The organism is Acidovorax sp. 99, from assembly GCF_003096455.1.
GTDB classification, from domain to species: domain Bacteria; phylum Pseudomonadota; class Gammaproteobacteria; order Burkholderiales; family Burkholderiaceae_C; genus Acidovorax; species Acidovorax delafieldii.
Genome location: NZ_QEKU01000001.1, coordinates 1,306,219 through 1,331,687, shown reverse-complemented (window position 1 = coordinate 1,331,687; position 25,469 = coordinate 1,306,219). Strand labels below are relative to the sequence as shown.

General features: G+C 64.5%; 19 protein-coding genes. 11 read left to right on the top strand and 8 right to left on the bottom strand.

The features are described 5' to 3' along the window. Window positions 1-33: 33 nt before the first annotated feature. From uvrA to C8C95_RS06205, 3 genes are all read left to right on the top strand, one after another. Window positions 34-5,907 carry an excinuclease ABC subunit UvrA gene (gene uvrA / locus C8C95_RS06215; RefSeq protein ID WP_116748016.1) on the top strand — a complete coding sequence of 1,958 codons (5,874 nt, stop codon included), beginning with the start codon at window positions 34-36 and terminating at the stop codon, window positions 5,905-5,907. Between the two features lie 182 nt (window positions 5,908-6,089). After that, on the top strand, window positions 6,090-6,596 hold the full coding sequence (locus C8C95_RS06210) for a hypothetical protein (RefSeq protein ID WP_056057896.1): 507 nt from the start codon (window positions 6,090-6,092) through the stop codon (window positions 6,594-6,596). A 276-nt stretch (window positions 6,597-6,872) separates the two neighbouring features. Beyond that, on the top strand, window positions 6,873-7,232 hold the full coding sequence (locus tag C8C95_RS06205; protein ID WP_116748015.1) for a hypothetical protein: 360 nt from the start codon (window positions 6,873-6,875) through the stop codon (window positions 7,230-7,232). A 67-nt stretch (window positions 7,233-7,299) separates the two neighbouring features. On the opposite strand, the gene C8C95_RS06200 is transcribed toward C8C95_RS06205, so the two are convergent. Next, on the bottom strand, window positions 7,300-8,238 hold the full coding sequence (locus C8C95_RS06200) for an arginine deiminase-related protein (protein ID WP_116748014.1): 939 nt from the start codon (window positions 8,236-8,238) through the stop codon (window positions 7,300-7,302). Window positions 8,239-8,366: 128 nt separating this feature from the next. On the opposite strand from C8C95_RS06200, the gene C8C95_RS06195 reads away from it, so the two are divergent. The 3 genes from C8C95_RS06195 (at window position 8,367) to C8C95_RS06185 (ending at window position 11,492) form a co-directional block, all read left to right on the top strand. Beyond that, on the top strand, window positions 8,367-8,798 hold the full coding sequence (locus C8C95_RS06195) for an Lrp/AsnC family transcriptional regulator (protein WP_056057905.1): 432 nt from the start codon (window positions 8,367-8,369) through the stop codon (window positions 8,796-8,798). Window positions 8,799-8,939: 141 nt separating this feature from the next. Continuing rightward, window positions 8,940-9,902 (top strand): tripartite tricarboxylate transporter substrate binding protein, encoded by a 963-nt coding sequence (locus C8C95_RS06190; protein ID WP_108498456.1) that lies wholly within the window; start codon window positions 8,940-8,942, stop codon window positions 9,900-9,902. A gap of 72 nt (window positions 9,903-9,974) precedes the next feature. Continuing rightward, window positions 9,975-11,492 (top strand): NYN domain-containing protein, encoded by a 1,518-nt coding sequence (locus C8C95_RS06185; protein ID WP_116748013.1) that lies wholly within the window; start codon window positions 9,975-9,977, stop codon window positions 11,490-11,492. Between the two features lie 3 nt (window positions 11,493-11,495). Here the strand turns inward: C8C95_RS06185 and C8C95_RS06180 are convergent, their stop codons facing one another. Then, on the bottom strand, window positions 11,496-12,563 hold the full coding sequence (locus C8C95_RS06180) for a PfkB family carbohydrate kinase (RefSeq protein ID WP_116748012.1): 1,068 nt from the start codon (window positions 12,561-12,563) through the stop codon (window positions 11,496-11,498). Window positions 12,564-12,699: 136 nt separating this feature from the next. Here C8C95_RS06180 and C8C95_RS06175 point away from each other — a divergent pair, with 136 nt between their 5' ends. The 5 genes from C8C95_RS06175 to C8C95_RS06155 all read left to right on the top strand — a co-directional run bounded on the left by C8C95_RS06175 (window position 12,700) and on the right by C8C95_RS06155 (window position 17,363). Further along, window positions 12,700-13,713, top strand: coding sequence for a sugar ABC transporter substrate-binding protein (locus tag C8C95_RS06175; protein ID WP_056638934.1), 1,014 nt, complete (start codon window positions 12,700-12,702; stop codon window positions 13,711-13,713). Between the two features lie 164 nt (window positions 13,714-13,877). Continuing rightward, the gene (locus C8C95_RS06170; protein WP_116748011.1) at window positions 13,878-14,837 is read left to right on the top strand and encodes an ABC transporter permease; all 960 of its coding nucleotides are present in this window, start codon (window positions 13,878-13,880) and stop codon (window positions 14,835-14,837) included. Between the two features lie 2 nt (window positions 14,838-14,839). Further along, window positions 14,840-15,646, top strand: coding sequence for an ATP-binding cassette domain-containing protein (locus C8C95_RS06165; RefSeq protein ID WP_055393072.1), 807 nt, complete (start codon window positions 14,840-14,842; stop codon window positions 15,644-15,646). A 9-nt stretch (window positions 15,647-15,655) separates the two neighbouring features. Further along, complete coding sequence (locus tag C8C95_RS06160; protein ID WP_116748010.1) at window positions 15,656-16,108, top strand: RbsD/FucU domain-containing protein; 453 nt, start codon at window positions 15,656-15,658, stop codon at window positions 16,106-16,108. A gap of 13 nt (window positions 16,109-16,121) precedes the next feature. Next, window positions 16,122-17,363, top strand: coding sequence for an ROK family transcriptional regulator (locus C8C95_RS06155; protein WP_099729240.1), 1,242 nt, complete (start codon window positions 16,122-16,124; stop codon window positions 17,361-17,363). A 192-nt stretch (window positions 17,364-17,555) separates the two neighbouring features. Here C8C95_RS06155 and C8C95_RS06150 read toward each other — a convergent pair whose 3' ends face one another. The 6 genes from C8C95_RS06150 to C8C95_RS06125 all read right to left on the bottom strand — a co-directional run bounded on the left by C8C95_RS06150 (window position 17,556) and on the right by C8C95_RS06125 (window position 25,328). Continuing rightward, the gene (locus tag C8C95_RS06150) at window positions 17,556-18,365 is read right to left on the bottom strand and encodes an HAD-IIB family hydrolase (protein WP_116748009.1); all 810 of its coding nucleotides are present in this window, start codon (window positions 18,363-18,365) and stop codon (window positions 17,556-17,558) included. A gap of 63 nt (window positions 18,366-18,428) precedes the next feature. Continuing rightward, entirely contained in the window at window positions 18,429-20,267 is a 1,839-nt protein-coding gene (locus tag C8C95_RS06145; RefSeq protein WP_243415642.1) for a hypothetical protein, read from the bottom strand. 69 nt (window positions 20,268-20,336) lie between these two features. Beyond that, on the bottom strand, window positions 20,337-21,317 hold the full coding sequence (locus C8C95_RS06140) for a glycosyltransferase family 2 protein (protein ID WP_116748008.1): 981 nt from the start codon (window positions 21,315-21,317) through the stop codon (window positions 20,337-20,339). 11 nt (window positions 21,318-21,328) lie between these two features. Then, window positions 21,329-21,751, bottom strand: a complete 423-nt coding sequence (locus tag C8C95_RS06135; RefSeq protein WP_347707483.1) for a hypothetical protein — start codon at window positions 21,749-21,751, stop codon at window positions 21,329-21,331. Then, window positions 21,723-23,672, bottom strand: coding sequence for a hypothetical protein (locus C8C95_RS06130; protein ID WP_133246211.1), 1,950 nt, complete (start codon window positions 23,670-23,672; stop codon window positions 21,723-21,725). The genes C8C95_RS06135 and C8C95_RS06130 overlap by 29 nt, the downstream gene beginning before the upstream one ends. A gap of 30 nt (window positions 23,673-23,702) precedes the next feature. Beyond that, window positions 23,703-25,328 carry a peptide chain release factor 3 gene (locus C8C95_RS06125; protein ID WP_056743833.1) on the bottom strand — a complete coding sequence of 542 codons (1,626 nt, stop codon included), beginning with the start codon at window positions 25,326-25,328 and terminating at the stop codon, window positions 23,703-23,705. Window positions 25,329-25,469 lie beyond the last annotated feature (141 nt).

Below are 25,469 nucleotides of genomic sequence, written 5' to 3'. Positions count from 1 at the left end.
AATGTCCCGCCTCACACCCGAAAGACCGCTTCCATGACCCAGGGACTGATCCGTATCCGCGGCGCACGCCAGCACAACCTCAAGAACCTGGATCTGGACATCCGTACCGGAGAACTCACGGTGGTCACAGGCCCCAGTGGCTCGGGCAAGTCCAGTCTGGTGTTCGACACGCTCTATGCCGAGGGCCAGCGCCGGTATGTGGAGACCTTCAGCGCCTATGCGCGCCAGTTCCTCGACCGCATGGACAAGCCCGCCGTGGACAAGGTCGAGGGCGTGCCCCCGGCCATTGCCATCGACCAGACCAACCCGGTCCGCTCCAGCCGATCCACCGTGGGCACGATGACGGAGCTGAACGACCACCTGAAGCTGTTGTTCGCGCGTGCCGGCCAGTTGTTCGACAAGCAGACGGCGCAGCCGGTGCGTCACGACTCGCCCGAAACCATCTATGCCGAGCTGGCCGCGCGTTGCGCCGCAGCCGGTGATCCGCGCATCGTGCTGACCTTCCCGGTCGAATTACCCGCCAACACGTCAGCCGAGCAGGTGGAACAATGGCTGTCCGCCAGCGGTTTCACCAAGGTGCAGGCCGAGCGCGAAGTGGCCACGCCCACCGGCCCGCGCAAGGTGCTGGATGTGGTGGCCGACCGGTTCCGGCTGGGCAACGCCGAGAAGGCGCGTGTGATCGAAGCCATCGAGGTCGCGCTCAAGCGCGGCACGGGGCGGCTGAATGTCTATCGTCTCGTGGATGAGGGTGAGGCCGAACTCTGGCGCTTCTCCACCGGCCTGCACTGCCCTGACAGCGACCTGCGCTACAGCGACCCCATCCCCTCGGCCTTCTCGTTCAACTCCGCCGTGGGCGCGTGCGACAGTTGCCGGGGCTTTGGCCGCGTGATCGGCGTGGACTACGGCCTGGTCATCCCCAACGACAAGCTCACCCTGCGCGCCGGTGCCATCAAGACCATCCAGACGCCGGCATGGAAGGAAGCGCAGGACGACCTCATGCGCCACGCAGAGGCGGCAGGCATCCCGCGCGACACGCCCTGGAACAAGCTCACGGACGACCAGAAGAAATGGGTCATCGGCGGCGCGCCCGGCTACAAGGACGGCCAGTGGAGCAAGCAGTGGTATGGCATCAAGCGCTTCTTCGAGTACCTGGAAAGCAAGGCCTACAAGATGCACATCCGCGTGCTCTTGTCCAAGTACCGCAGCTACACGCCGTGCCCCACCTGCGCCGGTGCACGCCTCAAGACCGAAAGCCTGCTGTGGCGCATCGGCCGCAAGGAAGATGCCGATGCGGTGCTGGAGCCGGGCAAACGGTTCATGCCCGAGGGGGTGCAGTGGTCGCGCGAGCAACTCGAAGCGTTGCCCGGCCTGTGCCTGCACGACCTGATGCTGCTGCCCATCGACCGCCTGCGCCAGTTCTTTGCGCGCATGCAGTTGCCGGTGGGTGATGACGCCAAAGGCGGCGATGCCCAGGCGCTGAAGCTGCTGCACGAAGAAATCACCACGCGCCTCAAGTACCTGTGCGATGTGGGCATTGGCTACCTCACGCTCGACCGGCAAAGCCGCACGCTCAGCGGCGGCGAGGTGCAGCGCATCAACCTGACCACGGCCCTGGGCACCAGCCTGGTCAACACGCTGTTTGTGCTGGACGAACCCAGTATCGGCCTGCACCCGCGGGACATGCACCGCATCACCGAGGCCATGCTGCGCTTGCGCGACGCGGGCAACACCCTGGTGGTGGTGGAGCACGACCCCGCCGTGATGCTCGCGGCCGACCGCATGATCGACATGGGCCCTGGCCCCGGCCGCCTGGGCGGTCAGATCGTGTTCGACGGCACCACCGCCGACCTGCGCAAGGCCGACACACTCACGGGCGCCTACCTGGGCGGGCGCAAGCATGTGGGCTTTGGCTTCAAGCGCATGGTGACGGAATCGACCCCACGCCTCATCCTAGAAGGCGCGCGCGAGCACAACCTGCAGGATGTGACAGTCGAATTTCCGCTGCAGCGCCTGGTCACCGTGACGGGCGTGAGCGGCTCGGGCAAGTCGAGCCTGATCCAGGATGTACTGGCCCCCGCGCTGTTGCGCCACTTCGGCAAGGCCACGGATGCACCGGGTGCGCACGACCGCATGCTGGGCGCCGACCACCTGTCGGACGTGGTGTTCGTGGACCAGTCGCCCATCGGCAAGACCGCACGTTCCAACCCCGTGAGCTACGTGGGCGCGTGGGACAGCATCCGCGAACTCTTCGCCGTGGCGCCGCTGTCCAAGCAGCGCAGTTACACCGCCGCCAAGTTCAGCTTCAACAGCGGCGACGGGCGTTGCCCCACCTGCGGCGGCTCGGGCTTTGAGCATGTGGAGATGCAGTTTCTGAGCGACGTGTACCTGCGCTGCCCTGACTGCGACGGCAAGCGCTACCGGCCCGAGATTCTGGAGATCACCATTGAGCGCGGCGGCAAATCGCTGAATGTGGCGGATGTACTGGCGCTCACCGTGGCCGAAGCTGCGGCCGTCTTTGCGAACGACCGCGACGTGATCCGCGCGCTGCAGCCCATCGTGGACGTGGGGCTCGAATACGTGGCGCTGGGCCAGCCCGTGCCCACCCTGTCGGGCGGTGAGGCGCAGCGCCTCAAGCTCGCAGGCTTTCTGGCCGAGGCTGCACGCGTACAAAGCAAATCGCGCCAGACGGTGGCACGCAAGGGCACCCTGTTTCTGTTCGACGAACCCACCACCGGCCTGCACTTTGACGACATCGCCAAGCTGATGCGCGCACTGCGCAAGCTCATCGACGCAGGGCACTCGCTCATCGTCATCGAGCACAACCTGGACGTGATCCGTGCGAGCGACTGGCTGATCGACCTGGGGCCGGAAGGCGGCTATGCGGGTGGCCTCATCGTGGCCGAGGGCACGCCCGAAGACGTGCGGGCCCATGCCACCTCTCACACCGGGCAGGCACTGCGCGACTACGAACTGGCGCTGGGCGTGGGCGGCCACTCGGTGCACGAAAAGGCTGCGGCGCTACGAAAATCAGAGCGCCTTGCGCATATGGATCTAGCGCCTGCGGCAAAAAACGCCATAGAAATCGTCAACGCCAAGGAACACAACCTCAAGAACCTGAGCGTGGACATCCCGCGTGGCAAGTTCAATGTGGTGACGGGCGTGAGCGGCTCGGGCAAGTCCACGCTCGCGTTCGACATCCTGTTCAACGAAGGCCAGCGCCGCTACCTCGAATCGCTCAACGCCTATGCCCGCAGCATCGTGCAGCCCGCCGGTCGGCCCGAGGTGGACGCGGTCTACGGCATCCCGCCCACTGTGGCGATTGAGCAGCGCCTGTCGCGCGGAGGGCGCAAGTCCACCGTGGGCACCACCACCGAGGTGTGGCACTTCCTGCGTCTGCTGTACGTCAAGCTCGGCACGCAGCACTGCGTGAAAGACGGCGCCGCCGTGCAGCCGCAGACGCCCGAGAGCATCGCCGCGCAGCTGCTCACGCAGTTCCGCGGCCAGCACATCGGCCTGCTCGCGCCACTGGTGATGAACCGCAAGGGCGTCTACACCGAGCTGGCCGACTGGGCCCGCCCGCGCGGTTACACGCACCTGCGCGTGGACGGCAACTTCTTGCCCACCACCAATTTCCCGCGCATCGACCGCTTCAAGGAACACACCATCGAGCTGCCCGTGGCCAGCCTCGATGTGTCGCCCGAGAACGAAGCGGCTTTGCGCACCGCGCTGGCCGACGCACTCACGCACGGCAAGGGTGTGGTGCATGTGCTCAGTGGCATCACCGGCCTGCGCGAAGCCATGGAGGGCGGCCAGCCCACGGCCGGTATTGGCACGCTGCAGGCGTTCTCCACCAAGCGCGCCTGCCCCGTGTGTGCCACCAGTTATGCCGAGCTGGACCCGCGCCTGTTCAGCTACAACAGCAAGCACGGCTGGTGCCCCGACTGCGTCGGCACCGGCGTCAAGCTCACCAAGGACCAGCGCAAGGTGTTTGACGACTCGGTGCAGGACGACAAGGAAAAAGGCCGCGAGCAGACCTTTGCCGAGCCCGAGGTGGAGGACCTGGCCGACACCGCCTGCCCCAGCTGCAGCGGCACGCGGCTGAATGCCACAGCAAGAGCGGTCCGATTTGCCGGTGTAGGCATCACCGACATCGCCGCGCTGTCGGTGACCGATGTGCGCCGCTGGATCGAGACCCTGCGCATTGAAGGCGGCATGACCCAGCGCGAGGCCGACATTGCCCGCGACCTGGTGCCCGAGATCCAGAGCCGCCTCGAATTCCTCGAAGAAGTGGGCCTGGGCTACCTCACGCTGGACCGGGGTGCGCCCACGCTCAGCGGTGGCGAGGCCCAGCGCATCCGCCTGGCCGCGCAGCTGGGCAGCAACCTGCAGGGCGTGTGCTACGTGCTCGACGAGCCCACCATCGGCCTGCATGCGCGCGACAACCAGATCCTGCTCAATGCCCTGCACAAGCTCGGTGACAAGGGCAACACGCTGGTGGTGGTGGAGCACGACGAAGACACCATCCGCCGTGCCGACCACATCATCGACATTGGCCCCAGCGCGGGCAAACGCGGTGGGCGCCTGGTGGCGCAGGGCAGCGTGGCCGACATCACGGGCGCCGAAGATTCGCAAACCGGCCGCTACCTGCTGCACGCCATGAAGCACCCGCTCCAGCTGCGCCGCAGCATGGCGCCCGGCGAGGTGAGCGCCGAGGCCACAGCGGCCTTTGCACAGGCCGAGGCGGCAGCGCTCACGGGCCGCCAAAGCGCCGCCGTCAAGAAGCGTGCGGCGCAGGCGGCATCGCTGGCCGCTGACGCCCTCAATGAAGCCAAGGAGCGCGCCGCCATGCGCTGGCTCACGGTGCACGGCGCGCAGTTGCACAACCTGCAGAACGTCACAGCCACCGTGCCGCTGCACCGCCTGGTGGCGGTGACGGGCGTGAGTGGCTCCGGCAAGTCCACCCTGGCGCGCGATGTGCTGCTGGCCAACGTGCAGGCCTGGGTGCAGCAGCGCAGTACCAAGGCCGGGCGCGATGCCATGGACGCGGGCAAGGCGCCGCCACTGGTCGGTTGCACGGGCCTGTCGGGCTTCGAGAGCATCGACCGCGTGCTCGAAGTGGATCAGACACCCATCGGCAAGACGCCGCGTTCGTGCCCCGCCACCTACATCGGCTTCTGGGACACCATCCGCAAGCTGTTTGCCGAAACGCTGGAGGCCAAGGCCCGTGGCTATGCCGCAGGGCGCTTCAGCTTCAACACCGGCGAAGGCCGCTGCCCCAGCTGCGAAGGCGCGGGCGTGCGCACCATCGAGATGAGCTTCTTGCCCGATGTGAAGGTGCCCTGCGAGACCTGCCACGGTGCGCGCTTCAACCCCGAAACGCTGGCCGTCACCTGGCGCGGCAAGAGCATTGGCGACGTGCTGCAGATGGAGGTGGACGAGGCCGTGGGCTTCTTCGCCACCATGCCTAGCATTGCGCATCCGCTGCAGCTCTTGCAGGACGTGGGCCTGGGCTATCTCACGCTGGGCCAGCCGTCACCCACACTCAGCGGTGGCGAGGCGCAGCGCATCAAGCTGGTGACCGAACTCACCAAGGTGCGCGACGAGGTCGGCCGCCGGGGCCAGAAGGCGCCGCATACGCTGTATGTGCTGGACGAGCCCACGGTGGGGCTGCACATGGCCGACGTGGACAAGCTCATCCGCGTGCTGCACCGCCTGGTGGACGGCGGCCACAGCGTGATCGTGATCGAACACGACCTCGATGTGATCGCCGAGGCCGACTGGATCCTGGACCTGGGGCCCGAGGGCGGTGGCGCAGGCGGCCGCATCGTGGCGGCGGCCACGCCCGAAGACGTGGTGGCGGCGGGGACCCACACCGGCAAGGCCCTCGCGCCCGTGCTGGCCCGCTGAGGCGTGCAGGGCTGACGGCAGGAGGCTGGGCCAGCCTGGTGGTTGGCGCACAGCCCTGTCGGCCTCTGTCCTACGCACTGCGCAGAACATGGCGCACGCGCTGCATGGGATGGGCTTCCTACGATGGATTGCAGGGGATCGGCTCCCCACCTTCCATCCACATTTCAAGGACGCCCATCACCATGAACGCATTCAAATTCCTCAAGACCTGTACCGCTCTGGCGGCCACCTCCGTGTTGCTGGTGGCCTGCGGCGGTGGCAATAACGACGACCCATCTCCCAGCAACGAGCCCGGTGTGCTGACAGTCAGCAACGCCACCATCGACGGCCTGAATGGCGTGTATGGCAATGGCGCTCTCAACCTCACCGATGTCGACAAGAAGAACCCTGTCGGTTCGGTGCCGGAGCTGTGCACCTTCCGGTTTGATGGCGCCAACAAGGTGGGCTCATCGGCCACGGCCTTTGGCGATATCCGTTACCGCCCCGACGCCACCAGCCTGCACCAGGTGTTCCTGACGTTCGATGGCAAGGAATACGGCAGCGGCGAACCCACCGACACTGCCGTGGTCCGCGAAAGCGACCAGGTGCGCTTCAGCGGCAAGACGCTGACGGCGTCGGATGGATCTGGCGCCACGCTGCGCGTCAGCGGCATCGTGCCCATGCGCCCCAACCGTCCTTCGGGCTGTTGAGTCCGCGTTTTGCGCCTCTGAGACTCAGTTCAAGATCTGATTGCTTGTCTCCCTCCCCGGTCCCTTCGGCCGGTTCAGCCCCAGCTGCGATAGCGGCAGGGGCTTTTTTTTATGGGGCGTGCGTGGGGCGGGTGCACACCGCTCTCCCTCGGGTTGCGGCACAGGGCTGGGCGAACCTGTGCACCTGCGATCCCGGTGCGCGCAGCGGTTTGCTGGCGGCACAATGCATCGGTGTGCTTGCGGCGCTGTGACCGCGCTGCACGCTACCCATCGTCCATGCCCGTACCACCCCCTCAACCAACCACCGTGGTGTGGCTGCACCCCGAAGCACCTGCCAAGCCGGTCGAGGGAGCGCCCTGCAATGGCTGTGGTCTGTGTTGCCTTGCTGAACCATGTCCGCTGGGTGTACTGGTCTCGCGCCGCCGCCGTGGCGCCTGCGTAGCCCTGCGCTGGAGCGATGTGGACCAGCGCTACTGGTGCGGCATGGTGGCCGATCCGGCCGGGGTGACGGGGCTCACCCACCCCTGGGCAGTGCGCGCCATGTCGGCGCTGGCGCGGCGCTGGATCGCATCGGGCGTGGGTTGTGATGCGCGGCTGGACGTGCAGGGTCCGCCACCAGGCAACCAGCTGAAGTAGCCTGCTATAAATTCAATAGCTATTTGGGCATGTTCCACTAGCGCAAGCAGTGAGTTGGACTGAAATTTCATCCCCCCGCACTGCGCCGAGCCAGGTGCACGCCCGCCAGCATGCAGCGCACCGATCCACCCGCCAGTTCGATGGTTGGCACGTCCAACGGCAGCAAGCGGGCGCTTTGCTCGATGGTGGCACGCTGCGCCGGTGTGAGGCTGGCAGCGGCGCGCGCCGACAGCGCCAGCACCCGGCCCTGGGCGCCCGAGAGCTCCAGCGCGTTGCCGGCAAATTCCCTGATCTGGTGGGGGCTCAGGGCGATGACCTCGCGGCCCGTCTCGCGCAGGCGCTCGCACACGGCTGCACGGCGCGCAGGATCGGTGATCATGTGAAAGCCACCCAGCGCAAACGCGGTGCCAATGCAGAGCATCACGTTGGTGTGGTAGCAGGGCTGGCCCTCCTCGTCGGCCGTGGCAAAGACCATGGGCTCGTAGTTGAAGTGTGTGCAAAAGCGCTCCAGAGCCACGGGGTCGGCGCGGTTCGATTGCGCGGTGTAGGCAATGCGGCCGATGTGGTCCAGGACCATCGCACCGGTGCCCTCCAGAAACATGCCATCGGCCTCCAGTCCCGAGTAGTCGATCACGTCCTGCACGCGGTACTCGGCCTTGAGCAACTCGATGACATCGCTGCGCCGCTCTCGCCGCCGGCTCCTGGCGTACATGGGGTAGATCGCCACATGGCCGCCCGCGTGGGTGGAGAACCAGTTGTTGGGGAACACTGCGTCGGGCGTGTCGTGCTCGCCGGGGGCGTCGAACAGGTGCACGCGCACCCCCGCGCCCTCCAGGCGCTCTGCCGCAGCAGTGACCTCGGCAAACGCGCGGCGCGAGGTGTCACGGGCCGCCGGCTGCGCGGTGCGCACCTGAAAGGCGTTGTCGGCGGCGGTTTCGGGGTTGGGGTGAAAGCGGTGCGGGCGCACCATCACAACGGCGCTGGGGGCTTGTACTGAGACGTGCATGGCGGGGCTGGGTGTGAAAGAAGAGCGAAGAAGTCCCAGAATTTTCTTGGCAGCCCCTGCTATCCTCTAGCCTCATAACTGGTCAAAATGGCTGATAAATTGCCGTTCTGCCAGTTCTGAAGCCCACTATGACCAAGCTCGACGACACCGACCGCGAAATCATCAGCATCTTGCGTGCGGACGCGCGCACCCCTGTGGCCACGCTGGCGCAAAAGCTGCGCGTATCGCGCGGCACGGTGCAGAACCGCCTGCACAAGATGGAAGAGAGCGGCGTCATCACCGGCTACACCGTGCGCCTGCGCCCTGATTCCGAGCCGCAGCGCATCCGTGCGTGGATGAGCATTGCGGTCGAAGGCAATGCCGCCCCCGCCGTCATCCGCGCGCTGCGCGGCGAGCCCACGGTGGGGACGTTGCACACCACCAATGGCCGCTGGGACATCGTGGCCGAGGTGCGTGCCGAGAGCCTGGAAGCGTTTGACGCCGCGCTGGGCCGCATTCGCCTCACGCCCGGCATTGGCAACACCGAAACCAGTATCTTGTTGTCCACCTACAAGGCGTGATGCGGCCCCGGCGGTGCACCAGCGCAAGGGCTGCGCGCTGGCGCCTGGGCGACAGCGGCTAGGGGGTTTCCGCATGCCCTCGCAGCGCGGCCTGCAGTCCAATGGTGAAGTCTTTGTTTTTGCATTTTCAGGAGCCTCGCCATGCAACGTCGCCAGATTATCCAATGGGGAGCCGCCAGCCTCGCCGCCCCCGCGTTCCTGGCCCAGGCCCAGAGCTTTCCCAGCAAGCCCATCAAGCTGGTCATCGCCTTTCCGGCCGGAGGCCCCACCGACATCACCATGCGGTCGCTGGCCGACAACGCCAGCAAGATCCTGGGCCAGCCCGTGATCGTGGAGAACAAGCCCGGAGCCGGCGGCACCTTGCCCGCACAGCAGCTGCAAACGTCTCCCGCCGATGGCTACACGGTGGCGCAGATTCCGCTGGGCGTGTTCCGCCTGCCCTACACCACCAAGATCAACTGGGACCCGGTCAAGGACATCAGCTACGTGCTCAACGTCACCGGCTACGCGTTTGGCCTGGTGGTGCCTGCCGACTCCCCGCTCAAGACCTGGACGCACTTCGTGGCCTGGGCCAAGGCCAACCCCGGCAAACTGAGCTACGGCTCCACCGGCACCATGACCAGCCCGCACCTGACGATGGAACTCATCGCCCAGCAGCTGGGCCTGGAGCTGCTGCACGTGCCCTACAAGGGCAGTGCCGACCTGATGCAATCCATCCTGGGCGGGCAGATCATGGCGGCGGCCGACTCCACGGGCTTTGCACCGCAGGTCGAGGCTGGCAAGCTGCGCGTGCTCAACACCTGGGGCGCCGAGCGCCTGGCTAAGTTCCCCGATGCACCCACGCTCAAGGAGTTGGGCCTGAACCTGGTACAGAACTCGCCATTCGGCATTGGCGCCCCCAAGGGCACGCCCGATGCGGTGGTCAAGCGCCTGCACGATGCCTTCAAGCAGGCCATGGAGCAGGAGAGCTACAAGACCGCGCTGGCACGCTACGACATGGTGCCGATGTACATGAGCACGTCGGCGTACAAGAAGTTTGCGCAGGACACCTTCACGCGCGAGAAGGCGCTGGTGGAGAAGCTGGGCTTGGCCAAACCCACCTGAGGCCACTCCCTTCGGAGGGGGCAATGCGTTCCGTGTGATGATCCGCAGCATTGAACGGAACTCACACACGATATGGCATCCCCCTCCGACAGCATCAGCATGGCCCTGTTTTGCGACTTTGAAAACGTCGCCCTGGGCGTGCGCGATGCGCAGTACGAAAAGTTCGACATCAAGCCCATCCTGGAGCGCCTGCTGCTCAAGGGCTCCATCGTGGTCAAGAAGGCCTATTGCGACTGGGAGCGCTACAAGGGCTTCAAGGCCACCATGCACGAGGCGAATTTCGAGCTGATCGAGATCCCCCATGTGCGCCAGTCGGGCAAGAACTCGGCCGACATCCGCCTTGTGGTGGACGCGCTGGACCTCTGCTACACCAAGTCGCACGTCAACACCTTCGTCATCATCAGCGGCGACTCGGACTTTTCGCCGCTGGTGTCCAAGCTGCGCGAGAACAACAAGCAGGTGATCGGCGTGGGCGTGAAGCAGTCCACGTCCGATCTGCTGATTGCCAACTGCGATGAATTCATCTTCTACGACGACCTGGTGCGCGAAAACCAGCGGGCCCAGGCCCGCCGCCAGAGCCCTGGCAGCAACCCGCCACCAGCACCCCGTCGCAGCCCCGAGGAGGAGCGCAGCCGCAAGGAAAGCCAGGACGCACGCCGCACCCAGGGCGTGGAGCTGGCGGCCGAAACGTTTGAAGCCCTGCTGTCCGAGCGCGGCGACACCGGCAAGATCTGGGCCTCGGTGCTCAAGGAGGCCATCAAGCGCCGCAAGCCCGATTTCAGCGAAGGCCGCTACGGCTTTCGCACCTTTGGCAACTTGCTGGAGGAAGCGCAGGCGCGTGGGCTGCTGGAGTTTGGGCGCGATGAAAAATCGGGTGCGTATGTGTTCCGCAGCCACGGTGGGCCGACTGCCGCCGCCGCGCCCGCGCGGCCTGAAGGAGCCGGTGAGCGAGCCAGCCAGGGCGGCGCCACGCGGCATGACTTTCATGCGGTGGCGACGGCACCCGATCTGCGTTCTGACAGTGGCGAAGGGCAGGGCGCGCCGGGCCGCAGCCGGGGGCGTCGCGGTGAGGGCGCAGACCGCCCCGACACCCGCTCCACGCAGCGCAGCGAGCCGCGCAATGACTCGAACCAGGAGCCACAGGCGTCCGAGCAGGCGGATGTGCCGTCAGAGCGCCCGGCCAGCCGCTATTTCAGCCAGCCGGTGGCCCACGAGGCCGGGCCATTGGAGCGGGTGATCGACAGCAGCCCTGAGCAGGATGCGCGCGCCGAAGCGTTGGATGGCTCCGAGGCCCCGGCAGAGCAGATACCTGCTGAGAGCGATGGTGCCGAGCCTGCAGCCCCTCGCCGCAGTCGCGCCCGCAGTGGAGGAGGTGCCAAGCCAGCTGCCAGCGCCCCCAAGGCTGCTGCCACGCCCCGAACGCGCGGTGCGCGTGCCGTGGCGGATGCGGGCGGTGCTACAGCTGCCGAGGCATCGGCTTCCGCAGCCGAAGCACCAGCCGCTGAGGCACAAGGCGCGGCTCCCACCAAGGCGGCCGCTCCCCGTCCGCGCAGCCGGGCCCGCAAGCCGGCCACCAAACCCGCCGAGTAAGTGTTATTGGCCCGCTGCGGTCGCTGAGCGCCGCAACGCCAGCCGCTCTTGCACTTCTTCGTAGCGGGGCGGCGTGCAGCCCGCCCGCTCCACACAGTGGCTGGCGCTGGCCAGCGCATGGTGCAGCACGGCGCGCAGCCGGGCTTCCGAAGCGGGCGCCGTCAAGCCACCAGGGCGCAAGGTCAGCGCTTCTTCGCCCCGCTCAGGCCCTGCCAGCCAGGCGGTGATCAAACCCGCCAGAAAACAGTCGCCTGCACCCACGGTGTCCACCACCGTGATCGGAGCCTCCTCGCGCGCATGCACGGCCAAGCCGTCGCGCTGCAGCAGCCAGGCACCTTCCGGACCCAGGGTCAGGGCGAGCCATTGGGCCTGTGTTTGCTGCTGCAAATAGTGGGCGCGTTCCAATGCGTTGGCGCCCGGAACAGCCAGCGCCTCCAGGTCATCGTCGCTCACCTTGATGAGGTGGGCGTGCTGCAGGGCGGCCATCACATTGGCGCGGTAGGCCTCCGCTTCGTCAACGGCCGATAGGCGCAGGTTGGCATCCACCACCACCATGCGGCCTGCTGCGCGCTGCGCTGCCAGCCAGGGCTGGTAGGTGGCTGCGTCCTGCGCCACCAGCGCCAGGCAGCCCGTGGCCACTACTTGCAGCTCTGGCAATGCGGCGCAAGCAGCCGTCAGCGCGGCGGCCGTCACCTGGCGGTCGGCCACGCCGTCGCGGTAGAAGCTGTAGCTGGCCTTGCCCTCGGCATCCAGTGCGGCCAGCGCCAGCGCGCTGGGCGCACGCACCGGCGTGGGCGCTGCCAGGGCCACGCCCGCATCGTGCAAGCCGTGCGCCAGTTGTCGCCCCAGCATGTCGCCCGACAGCGGGTTGAGGTACTGCGTGCCCACGCCCTGCAGGCCCAGCGCGCGGGTGAGGTTGTAGACCGCGCCGCCCGCGCAGGGCTTCAGGCGGCCATCGGGCTCCTCGATCAAGTCAAACAAAGCTTCGCCCGCTGTGGCTACGCGCAGCGGCGGTGCGGTGGGTGCGCTGGAGGTGGGGGCAGAACCGGCGGATTGGATAGGGAAAACCATAAGTAAATCCACTTGATTTATTAACTTGTCGGCAACTATAGTTCGATCCCATCCACCCGACAAGAGTGGTTCACCTGCCAGCCGCGCAGCACGGGGCCGACAGGAATCTGCCATCCCAACACCCGGAGACAACGTCATGCAACGCACCCCCGCTTTCGCGCTTTCTGCCCTTGCCCTCACCGGCGCCCTGGCCTGTGGCTTGGCCCAGGCACAGACGTCCGAGCCCGTCATCGGCCTCATCACCAAGACCGAGACCAACCCCTTCTTCGTGAAGATGAAAGAGGGCGCCACGGCCGAGGCCAAGAAGCTGGGCGCCAAGCTGGTGTCGGCCGCAGGCAAGACCGACGGCGACAACGCGGGCCAGGTCACGGCCATGGAGAACCTGATCGCAGCCGGTGCCAAGACCATCCTCATCACCCCCAGCGACGCCAAGGCCATCGTGCCCGCCATCAAGAAAGCCCAGGCGCGCGGCGTGATGGTGATTGCGCTCGACAGCCCCACCGAGCCCATGGATGCGACGGACGCGCTGTTTGCCACCGACAACTACAAGGCGGGCGAGCTGATCGGCCAGTACGCCAAGGCCGCCGCTGCGGGCAAGAAGCCCGTAATCGCCACGCTGGACCTGTTCCCCGGCCACCCGGTGGGCGCACAGCGGCACAACGGCTTCCTGAAGGGCTTTGGTCTGCAGGCGAATGATGCCAAGAGCAATGAGCTGTCGCGCCCCGCCGAGGTGGTGTGCATGGCCGACAGCTTTGGCGACCGCGCCAAGGGCCAGACCGGCATGGAAAACTGCCTGCAGAAGAACCCTGACATCAACATCGTCTACACCATCAACGAGCCCGCCGCAGCCGGTGCCTACAACGCGCTCAAGGCCGCAGGCAAGGAGAAGAACGTGCTCATCGTCTCGGTGGACGGCGGCTGCGCAGGCATTGCCGACGTGGGCAAGGGTGTGATCGCCGCCACCAGCCAGCAGTACCCGCTGCGCATGGCGGCCATGGGCGTGGCGGCTGGCGTGGAATACGCCAAGACCGGCAAGAAGGTCAGCGGCTACACCGACACGGGCGTGACGCTGATCGCTGCCAAGCCCATGGCGGGCGTGGACAGCAAGGATGTGAAGACCGGCACCGACCTGTGCTGGGGCGCCAAGTAAGAGCCGTTCTCAAAACTCTTCTGGCGTCGTTGCTGCGTCTTGTCGTACTACCGTACTGCCTGCGACGCAGCGCCTAGCCAGAACCGCTTCGCTGAGTTTTGCGAGCAGCTCTGAAAAAGCGCCTTCTCTCTGAGAGTCACCTCATCCACCCGCACGGAGCCGCCATGTCCTCGACCGCTTCCAAATTACCGCCGCTGGCCACGCTGGGGCCGTTCATCGCGCTGATCCTGGCGTGCGCCTTCTTTGCCACGCAGAGCGAGCGTTTTCTGTCGGCGCAGAACTTCGCGCTCATCCTGCAGCAGGTCATGGTGGTGGCGGTCATCGCCATTGGCCAGACGCTGGTGATCCTCACGGCAGGCATCGATTTGTCGTGTGGCATGGTCATGGCACTGGGTGGCATCGTGATGACCAAGATGGCGGCGGACTACGGCCTCTCTGCCCCTGTGGCGATTGCCTGCGGCATGGCGGTGACCATGCTGTTCGGGTTGATCAACGGCCTGCTCGTCACCAAGATCAAGCTGCCGCCCTTCATCGTTACGCTGGGCACGCTCAACATCGCGTTTGCCGCCACGCAGCTGTACTCGGGCGCGCAGACCATCACCGACATCCCCGCTGGCATGACCGCACTGGGCAACACCTTCCAGCTGGGGCAGACCGCCATCGTGTGGGGGGCCGTGCTCATGCTGGCACTGTACCTCGTCACCTGGTTTGCGCTGCGCGAAACCGCGCCTGGCCGCCACGTGTACGCCGTGGGCAACAGCCCCGAGGCAACACGACTCACCGGCATTGCCACCGACAAGGTGCTGCTGGGCGTGTACGTGCTGGCGGGCCTGTTCTACGGTATTGCGTCGCTGCTGTCGGTGGCGCGCACTGGGGCAGGCGACCCGAACGCAGGCCAGACCGAAAACCTCGACGCCATCAGCGCCGTGGTGCTGGGCGGCACCAGCCTGTTTGGCGGGCGCGGCATGATTTTGGGCACGCTGGTGGGGGCGCTCATCGTGGGCGTGTTCCGCAACGGGCTCACGCTGATGGGCGTGTCGTCGGTCTACCAAATTCTGGTCACCGGCATCCTCGTGATCCTGGCCGTGGCCACTGACCAACTCTCGCGCAAAGGAGTGCGTTGATCATGACCACCTCCCCACACACCACGAACGCCCCGTTGGTCATGCAGGCCAAGGGCCTGGTCAAGCGCTACGGCCAAGTTACTGCACTCGACGGCGCCGACTTTGAACTGCGCGCCGGTGAAATCCTGGCGGTGATCGGCGACAACGGCGCGGGCAAGTCGAGCCTCATCAAGGCGCTGTCGGGCGCCACCGTGCCCGACGAAGGCGAGATCCTGCTCGACGGCCAGCGCATCCAGTTCAAAAGCCCCATCGACGCACGCCGCGCGGGCATCGAAACCGTGTACCAGGACTTGGCCGTGGCCCCGGCCATGACCATTGCCGAAAACCTGTTCCTCGGCCGCGAGCTGCGCCGCCCCGGACTGCTGGGCAGCGCGCTGCGCATGCTCGACAAGAAGAAGATGCTCGAAGAAAGCGTGGCCCGCATGGCCGAGCTGAAGGTCGGCATCCGCTCCATGACGCAGGCGGTGGAGACACTCTCGGGCGGCCAGCGCCAGTGCGTGGCCGTGGCGCGCGCGGCAGCGTTTGCGCGCCATGTCGTCATCATGGACGAGCCCACTGCCGCCCTCGGCGTGAAGGAGGGCAACATGGTGCTGGAGCTGATCCGCCGCGTGCGCGACAAAGGTCTGCCCGTCATTCTCATCAGCCACAACATGCCCCATGTGTTCGAGATTGCCGACCGCATCCACATCGCCCGCCTGGGCAAGCGCGCCGCCGTCGTCAACCCCAAGAAGATCAGCATGAGCGATACCGTAGCCGTGATGACCGGTGCCATGGCGGCCTCCGACCTGCCCGCTGAATGCCTTGCCTGAAACGCCCCCATGCTGAAGAACATTGATCCCCTGCTGACCCCCGACCTGCTCAAGGTGCTGGCCGAGATGGGCCATGACGACGCCATTGTTTTGGCCGACGCCAACTTCACCGCCATGAGCCTGGGCGCGGGCAAGCCCGTGCTGCGCCTGCCCGGCATTGGCATGGCGCGTGCCGTGCAAGCGGTGGCCAGCGTGCTGCCATTGGCGCAAGAAGTGACGCACCCCGTGGCCTACATGCAGGTGGGTGGCACCGAGGTGCCGTACCGCTCAGCCCTGCAGCGCGAAACCATGGACGTGCTGGCGCGCGAGGGCGTGGCCAGCGCGCAGGCAGAAGGCGTGGAGCGTTTCGCGTTCTACGAGCGCGTCAAAAAGGCCTATGCCATCGTGGTGACGGGAGAGCTGCAGCCCTGGGGCAACTTCCTGCTGCGCAAGGGCGTCATCGGCGACACTCTGAACGCCTGACCGTTTCATCACCATGCTGGACACCGACGCATCCCTACCCGCCGTTGACAACACTGCCGCCAGCCCCGCGCTGCTGCGCCAGCGCGGCTCCAACCACGTGGGGCTGCGCCAGTTCAACGAGCGGGTGGTGCTGCAGGCGCTGCGCACCCATGGCAGCCTGGCCAAGGCCGAGATGGCGCGCGTCACGGGCCTGACGGCGCAGACCATCGGGCTCATCACTGCGCGGCTCGACGAAGACCAGCTGCTGCGCCGCGAAGCACCGGTGCGCGGCCGTGTGGGCCAGCCTTCGGTGCCGATTGGCCTGAACCCCGACGGCGCCTTTGCCATCGGCATCAAGATCGGCCGCCGCAGTGCCGACTGGCTGCTGGTGGACTTCACCGGCCATGTGCGCGAGCGCATCGTGCTCGACTACGCCTTCCCTGATATCGACGTGCTGTTGCCCGCCATCCGCACGCACCTGAACCAGCTGCTCGACGGCCTGGGTCCGCTGCGCTCGCGCGTGGTGGGCGTGGGCGTGGCAGCGCCGTTCCAGCTCGGCGGCTGGCACCGCATGCTGGGGCTCACCGAGGCGCAGTCCGAAGCCTGGAACAACATCGACCTGGCTGAGCAGGTGCAGCAGATGACCGAGCTGCCCGTGTCCTTTGCCAAGGACACCTCCGCCGCCTGCGTGGCCGAGCTGCTGCAGGGGCGCGGGCGCGACATCCCGAGCTTTTTGTACCTGTTCATGGACACCTTTGTGGGCGGCGGGCTGGTCATCAATTCGCACCTGCACCGAGGCCTGCATGGCAACGCAGGCGCAGTGGCCTCGCTGCCGCTGTCACCCGCCCAGCCGGGCCAGGCGCCCGCGCAGCTCATCAGCCAGGCCTCGCTGTGGGAGCTGGAGCAGCGCTTTCGCGAACACGGACTCGACCCCATGGCCGCCTACGACAAACGTGTGCTGCAGGCCCCGTGGCTGGAACACAGCCGGGGCTGGATTGCGCGCGCTGCGGCGGGCTTGGCGCACTGCATCGTCTCGGCCACCGCGTTTTTGGATCTGGACGCCGTGGTGGTCGATGGCGCCGCAGCCCCCGAGCTGCTGCAGGCCCTGTGCGAGGGCGCCCGCCACGCGCTGGCCGACTACAACTGGGAAGGCCTGCACCAGCCGCCCCGGCTGGAGCTGGGCACCATGGGCTCGGATGCCCGCGCTCTGGGCGGAGCACTGCTGCCGCTGCATGCGTGTTTTGCGCCGGATACCGATATCTTCCTCAAGGCTTGATGGTCGTGCTATTAAAATAATAGCTATCACGGCATATTCCACTAGCGCAAGCAGACGTTTTCAGTCAAAACTGCTTCCTGGAGGTCTTGCGTGCACTGTGCCGTCTCGGGGGGGGGCCAGCCCCGCCGCGTCGATCATCCAGGGGCTGTAGCGACCGCCCTCTGTTGCCTGCTGCGCTTGCTTCGCTGACAGTCAGCGCCCCGCCAGGATCGCCCGCGCCACTTCGGCAAACCCCGCGCCCCGTTCGCCCTGCGTCACATAGCGTGGCAGATGTGTGAGCTGCGGCACAAACCGCGCGATATTGGCCACGCCCACGCTGTGGGTGAAGTGCTGGAACATCGCCTGGTCATTGCCCGAGTCGCCCACAAACACCCAGCGGTCCAGCTCCTGCGCCAAGTCGCGGCCCAGAAGCTCGCGCACGATCCAGTTGGCACCCTGCCATTTGTTGAAATCCCCAAAGCAGCCATGGATGTGGATGCTGCTCACGGTGGTCTGCATGCCAGCGCGCTGCAGCACAGCCAGCACCTGCTCCACGGTGTCGGGCGCGTGCCGGTCGAACTCTGCGTAATCAAAGGCCAGGTCCGTCTCACGCCCGGCGCTGTCGCGGCTGAGGGCGACACCTGGCACTTCCGCAGCGACCTGGGCGGCGATCTCACGCATGCGCGCCTGGTTGGCACTGCGCGTGGCGGCGTCTTGCTGGTAGCGCTTGACCAGCGTTGGTTGAGCGCCAGAGCTGCGGGTAAATGCCACGGCACCGTTCTCTGCCACCATGGCATCGACAGGCCAGGTCGAACCGGCAGGCCCTGCCATGAAAGGCTCGCACCAGCCAATCGGCCGTCCGGTGATGGGAATGACCACCAGGCCCGCCGCCTTCAGGTCAGCCAGCGCCTGCAGTGCGTCGGGCGTGATGGCGCCCTCGGTGGTCAGGGTGTCGTCGATGTCGGTGAAAACACCTTGGAGCGATGCCCGCGCCAAGGCGGTCCATTGGGTGAGCGGCGGCATGAAAGAGAGCGGAGGTTGGGACGCGAGGGCGGGGAGATCCAATTCAATGGTATGGGACCAGCGTCATTGCCTAGCGTATTCGACAATGGCTTGGTACAAGCGGTCGGAACCATCCTTTGGGTTGTCGGGCCTCAGCTCCATGCGGTTGACTCCATGTTCGGCGCCCCCCTTGAAGCGATCAGGTATCACGGAGAAGTAATAGGGGCTGATGAAGCGTGCACCTGCGTCGTAGTGGGACTGCATGGCGGCCAAGTGAACTCCGTTGCGTTTCCATTGCTGCGGGTTGAACTCCGGCACACCGTAGTCGGTGATCTTGTTACGTGCCATGAAATCCCGCAACCAGGCACTGTTTGTGGCGCCTCCGTACATGTTCAAGCCCTGTTTCCACGGCGCGCTACCTTTGAGTGTCTGCCCGGCGGCAAACAGCTGCGGGTTCCACGAAGCGTTGACATTGGGCACGATCTGGTGGGAATAGAGCTTGTCTGCGGGCAGTCCGGCTTTGAGCGCCCATTGGTGGAAATTCCTAAGGAAGTCGTACACCTGCGATTCGCGGTAGTAGTTCCAATCACGCGCCAGCGGGTTGTAGTAGACATCCTGTAGGGGCCTGGGCATGTCGAGCCACGAACGCAGGCCAGGAAGGGCCTTCGCATTCTTGAGCGATGGAACCTCGGCTCTCGGGGCTGATACCACCTGCCTCTGGTCGCGAGGGGCCACAACAAATTCAACCTCGGCGAGTTGGTAACGGCTGGCGCCAGACGTGGCGACTACCTGGGCTAAGTGTCTGCCAGGACGCAGTCCGCTGTAGTCGAGGTCATGGCGAAACCCAGTATTTGGGCTGGTTACGGAGGCTTCAGCGCGGTATACATCCAGCCGGTTCAGTCCGTAGGCAACGGGGCCCACATGTCGCCCGTCGACATATAGGTCCAGCTTTTGTATGGCATTGCTGGGATCCCAAAGCCAACCGGCGATGGGCAGTGTGCCGTCTGCAAATGCGTCGTAATGCTCGCCGTAGGAGGTGAGCTTTTCCTTGCGGATATTCTTTGACGGCGCCGGGATGACATCAAAGGATGCGTACGACAGCCCCATCTGGGTGTTGAACTGCTCGATGGTCTGGTATTTAGCGCGCAGCCATTGGCGAAAGCCCGCCACCGAAGCAAGACTGTAATCCGTAACCCGGATTTCCTGGTATGCGCCCATTCCATTCTCGAAATCGGGGAACATGTGGTGCAGTTCGCCCGCCAAGGTGTAGGCCACGATGCGACTCTGTACTGCCTGAGGCAGTTTTCTGATGCGCTGCGCCACGTAGTTCAGTGCATCACGCCGGTATTTGTTGACGGGGATGGTCGCATCCGTCGACAAGGTGTAGGGCATGATCCGGTAACCGAAATAGTCCAGCTCCAGCGCTTTGCCATCGCGCAACTGCATGAGGTTGCGCGAATCGCGCCGCAGCTCCTCGGTGATGGGGCCGATGGAGTCGAAGTGGTCGGCCGAGAAGTAAATGACTACTGGTCGTTGCACTTTGCTGATGACACTCAGAAATTCATCCACGCGTGCTGGATCAATGGCCCATCCTTTAGGGGTGGAACGGTACAGTCCCAGCAATTGGAGTGTCGCGGTGTAACCCACCTGCACCGCACCTTGAGGCCCGCCAGGCTCTAGCTTGTCCAGCAGCCGGGACACGGCGGGAGCACCGTCGAGCTTGTGTTGCCGGCAATAGGCGTAGGCCTCGTCGGCGGAGCGCACCTGAGGCTGTGCGACGGCTTCGTCGCAGAGGAAAATGCCCTCAACGGTTGGTGCAATGACGAAGGGCGGACGCGAGCCTTGCGCGCTCGCGTTGAGGGCCATGGCGGCCAACAGCGCCAGACTGGTGTATTTCACGTTCTTGACCAGGAAAGGATGCATGAATTCCGCGTGGAGCAGGGATGATGGGGTTGGTTTGTAGCAACCGTCGTCGCACCATCAGCGCCGGTACTACAGTGCGTCAACGGAGGTAGTGTGGAAGTCTTGCAGCGACGAGCTCAACGGCTCGGTTGGCAAGTTGCTCACGTCGTAGTGCAAAAAAGCAATCAGGCACTGTATGCCGACGAAGACGGGTAGTGCGGCAAGCATAACGGTGCCGCTGGTTGCCGGGTGGCTAGTACTGGCGCTTGCAATCCAATGCCATGTGCCGAAGGCAGAACCGCCCAACACAAGCAGCGTTCCAAAGATGCTGTAAAGCGAGCCAACGTTGAAGTCCCGCACCAGGTAGTTATAGACATATCGTCGCCATAGCCGTGACGAGTGTTTGTGCAAGAACTCGGGGAGAACCTTTCCAATTTGAAGATGGGACTGCTCGTCGGCGTACACCGCGTCCATTGGCACGTCCTTGACCACAGCACGTACCGTATTCAGGCGAAACAGCATGTCGGTTTCGAAAAAGTAGCGCTGCTCCAGCTTGTCCAGCGGCAGTTCCGACAACACACAGGTGCGCGCTGCGGTGTATCCGTTGGTTGGGTCCATGATATTCCAGTACCCGCAACTGAGCTTGGTCAGAAAGGAGAGCACCGCATTGCCGAACAGCCGCACCGGCGGCATGCCTTGTACCGATTCGGGCCGGAAGAATCGATTGCCTTTGGTGTAGTCGGCCTCTCCTCGCAGCAGCGGGCCCACGAAATGCGGCAGAAGCGAAGGGTTCATCTGGCCATCGCCGTCGATCTTCACCACGATGTCCATGCCATCGGCAATGGCTGCCTTGTAGGCGGTGACGATGGCACCACCTACGCCACGGTTTTGCGTGTTGTAGAGCACACGTACCCGTGGATCGGGGTTGTGCTCTTCGATGAAGTGGCCGCTGCCATCGGGGCAGGCGTCGTCCACCGCGTAGATGGCTTCCACCTCCTGGCCGATGGCGTTGATCACACCCAGTACGTGCTGGGTTACCTTGTAGCAGGGGATGGCGACGGCGATGCGCATAGGTGAAGCTCTCAACTGGATGCTGCCAGCGCCACGCCGGCCATGATGAGTGCGCCACCTGCCAAGCTCCGCCAATGCAATGGTTCACCAAGGAAAATCCAGGCCAGAGTGGGAACGATCAAGAATGCCAAGCCCATGTATGGATAGGCTAGATGTAACGGAGCATGGCGCAGAATCCAAATCCAGCCGAGTGTGGTTAAGCCATACAGAGCCAAGGAGGTGACGAGCCAACCGTTGGTGAACAGCGCCATGAGGGAAATCGCTTCAGGCAAGGCCGCAGCTGCTTTCTTGAAAAGTAGTTGACCAATTGAAATGCAGGTCACGCATAGCAGTGTGAGAAGGCTTAAGCCAAGGCTCATGGGTGTTAGTCCTAGAAGTGTTGCACGATCAAGCTGGGCATTCGGGTCAATTTTTCTGCCAAATATCGTCAGCACGATACGGGTTGATGGGTTCGCCATCAGTGACTAGCGCACGAGCAGCTTCTGGCATGCTTGATCGCAGCAATTGCGCGCCATGCCATTGCACGACAGTACCTTCGGGACACCGAAACAGGAGGTTGAGACTGCCAGAATTCGAGGGTCGCAGAGCTCCGTTGCCCCGAATAGCATATAGATGCGATTTGCCATCCAGCTTCACGTGAAGAATCGGGCGGGGCACATACCAATGGGTTTCTGCTGAAGGTTGATCAAGCGAAACTGTCACATCCATGCATTGACGGCTGGGGTGGGGTACTGCGATTGCCAGCTTGAATCGCCAGATTCCATCCATAAAATTCAGCGGTTGATCCAGGGTGAGAGGAATGGAAAGGGTGGCGGGGGCGGAAAGTTCCCAGGCACCTGGGGATATCAGCCGGGCATTAGACAAGGTTGGTGTACCCAGTGCGTTGGAGCCCAGCACCAATTCTGTAGGACCTGGGCGTCTTGGGTCCATGGACCATGATGCGTCCCGGGCGTTTGATCGGCTCAATGCTCCCGTCAGGGCCATTAACAGGCTCACAAGAACTATTCCACAACAGAACTGGAGTGCACTGTGCAAACCATAATGCGAAGCATTGGCACAGAGCTGCTTGGCCATGATGGCGACGCCGACGCCAGCAAGAGGTATTAGGAGCAAGTCCAAGAGGAATACGTTGTAGCGGATGTTGTACAGCACCGGCAGTAACTGTCCGGCCATACCTATTGCAAGTAGCAGGATGAAGGTGCACAGCCCCAAGCGCCGCAGAGTGACGCCATCTTGGATGGGCAAATTTTTTCTCAGAAGAGCCCTTTTTCTGGCGCGCCACTGTCGATAGGCTAGGCATGCAGTGGCGCCACCTATGCTCAGCCATTCGAACAAGCGGAACTGACGCAGTTTGGGGCGCATTGCAGTGTCTTCGGGGCTGTAAAGCATCCAGGCCTTGAACTTGAACCAAAAGAACGCGACATTGTCTCTCCAGCGCGTGGACTGGATGATGCTGAGTGCTGCGCGCGACTGGATTTGATCGGCTTCAACGTGTAGCGGGTGGCCTTGGGTAGCTGGGGCGGCCATGCGGGCAGTGATGCCAGCGTCGTACCCAAAGCCTCCGTAGACTGGCTCTACTCCCATCTTGAACGGGCTCACTCCATAGAAGAGCCCTGAACCGGCGCCCGTGCTAATTCCCCAGTAGCCGAAATACGTACCGTTCTTCACCACAGTCAATATGGGTAGCGACAATGCAAGCGCCAAGGCGATCACGGTGCTCTCATTGACAACTCGTTCCAAGCTGGGAATCCGATCGGTGCTGGTACGGCGCACCATGAATAGGCAAAGCAGGGCAGCAAGCGCTAGAACAGAAAACAACTGGAGTACGGGGCGCGTGAGGAGCGTCACTGCGAGCCCTGTGGCTGCCACAGTCAGCCAGAAAAGGCGCCGTTGCTCCGCGAGTACATAGTCAACCAACCCTGTCAGAAACAGCAGCAGCCCAAACATGTAGAGGGGCTCTGTCAGTACCTGAGGGATGTAGCTTGCGAGTTCGGGAAACCGAACAAGAAGCGCGGTGGCTACCATGCCTGCACCCACCCCACCAAGGCGAGTCGCCAGTCGCCACATCAAGAGAACAGATAGCAGATAGAGTCCACCGTTAGCAACCTGTATGACAGCAGGATTGGCATTCCAGATGGCTGGCCATATGTAGCTTAGTGGGGCCACGTAGAAGCTTGAGGGCTCCCTGGTAAGGAACGACCAGGGGTCCGCTAAAAAAAAGCGAGCGTTTGGGAGATAGGTCCAGTAAGCGTCACCGTTTATTTCTGCATCCGGAGCCGGGAAGAAGCGGATGACCTGCCGCATGGCAATTATCAGCATCCATGCTAGCCATGCAGATGAAAAGACGAGTCGCAATTGCTCCTTCCTGCTTGCTGCCATTTATGTTCAGGCCCCTTGCAGCGCCAACCCCGCATGCTCACGCAGTGGGTGGAAATGGATCTTCGGAAACCGCTCCTGCGCCAGCCGCACGTCGTAGGGCGAGGTGCAAAGGTACGCCAGTGTGTCGGCCGCGTCATGCGCCAGGCGCAGGGGGTAGGCGTCGGTGAACGCGCGCAGGTCGGCCGCGTTGTCGGCCGTGATCCAGCGCGCGCCCGTGTACTGGCAGCCCTCCAGCCGCACATCGGCGTCGTACTCGGCCTTGAGGCGGTGCTGCACTACTTCAAACTGCAGCTGGCCCACGGCGCCCAGCAGCATGTTGCCGCCGGCGTCGGGCTTGAAGACCTGGATTGCGCCTTCCTCGCCCAGCTGGGCCAGGCCCTGCTGGAGTTGCTTGGTGCGCAGCGGGTTCTTGAGCACGACGGTCATGAACATCTCGGGTGCGAAGAACGGCAGGCCGGTGAACTGCAGGTTGGCGCCGTCGGTGATGGTGTCGCCCAGCTGCACGCCGCCGTGCGTGGTGAAGCCGATGATGTCGCCTGCATAAGCTTCTTCGACGGCCTCACGGCGCTGGGACATGAAGGTCACGACCGAGGTGGGACGCAGTTCCTTGGCGGTGCGCTGCACCTTGAGCTTCATGCCCGGCGTGTACTTGCCGCTCGCCACGCGCACGAAGGCGATGCGGTCGCGGTGGTTGGCGTCCATGTTGGCTTGCACCTTGAATACCACGCCAGCAAAGCCTTCGTCTTCGGGCTGGATGGTCTTGACCACGGGCTGTTTGTTGACTTCGAGCGTGCTCACGCGCGGGCCGGGTGGCGGTGCCATGTCCACCAGTGCGTCCAGCACCTCCATCACCCCGAAGTTGTTCACGCCGGAGCCAAAGAACACGGGGGTCAGCTTGCCGGCCAGGAAGGCCTCATGGTCCCACGCGGGGGATGCGCCCACGGCCAGTTCCATGCTCTCCAGCGCGGCGTCAAACTCGGCGCCGAAGCGCGCGCGCAGTGTGGTTTCATCCGACAGAGGTATGGATTCAAAGTCCTGCGGGCGGCGTTCGCTGCCGGACTCGAACACCGTCATGGTCTTGGTGCGCAGGTTGATGATGCCGCCGAAGGCCTTGCCCTGGCCTACGGGCCAGGTCATGGGGCAGCAGGGCATGCCCAGCTCGCGCTCCACTTCGTCCATGATGTCCAGCGGGTCGCGTACTTCGCGGTCCATCTTGTTCACGAAGGTAATGATGGGCGTGTCGCGCTGGCGGCAGACTTCGATCAGGCGGCGGGTTTGTGCTTCCACACCGTTGGCGGCGTCGATCACCATCAGCGCCGAATCGACTGCGGTGAGCACACGGTAGGTATCTTCCGAGAAGTCCTTGTGGCCGGGCGTGTCGAGCAGGTTGATGACATGCTCGCGGTAGAGCATCTGCATGACCGACGAGGCCACCGAGATGCCGCGCTGCTTTTCAATTTCCATCCAGTCGGAGGTGGCGTGGCGGCTGGCCTTGCGGCCCTTCACGGCGCCGGCGATCTGGATCGCGCCCGAGAACAGCAGCAGCTTTTCGGTCAGCGTCGTTTTACCGGCGTCGGGGTGGGAAATGATGGCAAAGGTACGGCGGCGCCGGGTTTCTGGGGCGTAGGACACAGGGGGTTCCTGAATGGGATGGGTGCAGGGCAGAGCGCCCTGCGCAAGAATCTTCGGGCCGGGACCGGCGTGGGACGCAGGGGCAGCAGTGGCGGGATTTTACTGTTCCGTGCAAGGCTGGGGATGGATTGCCCCGCTGGC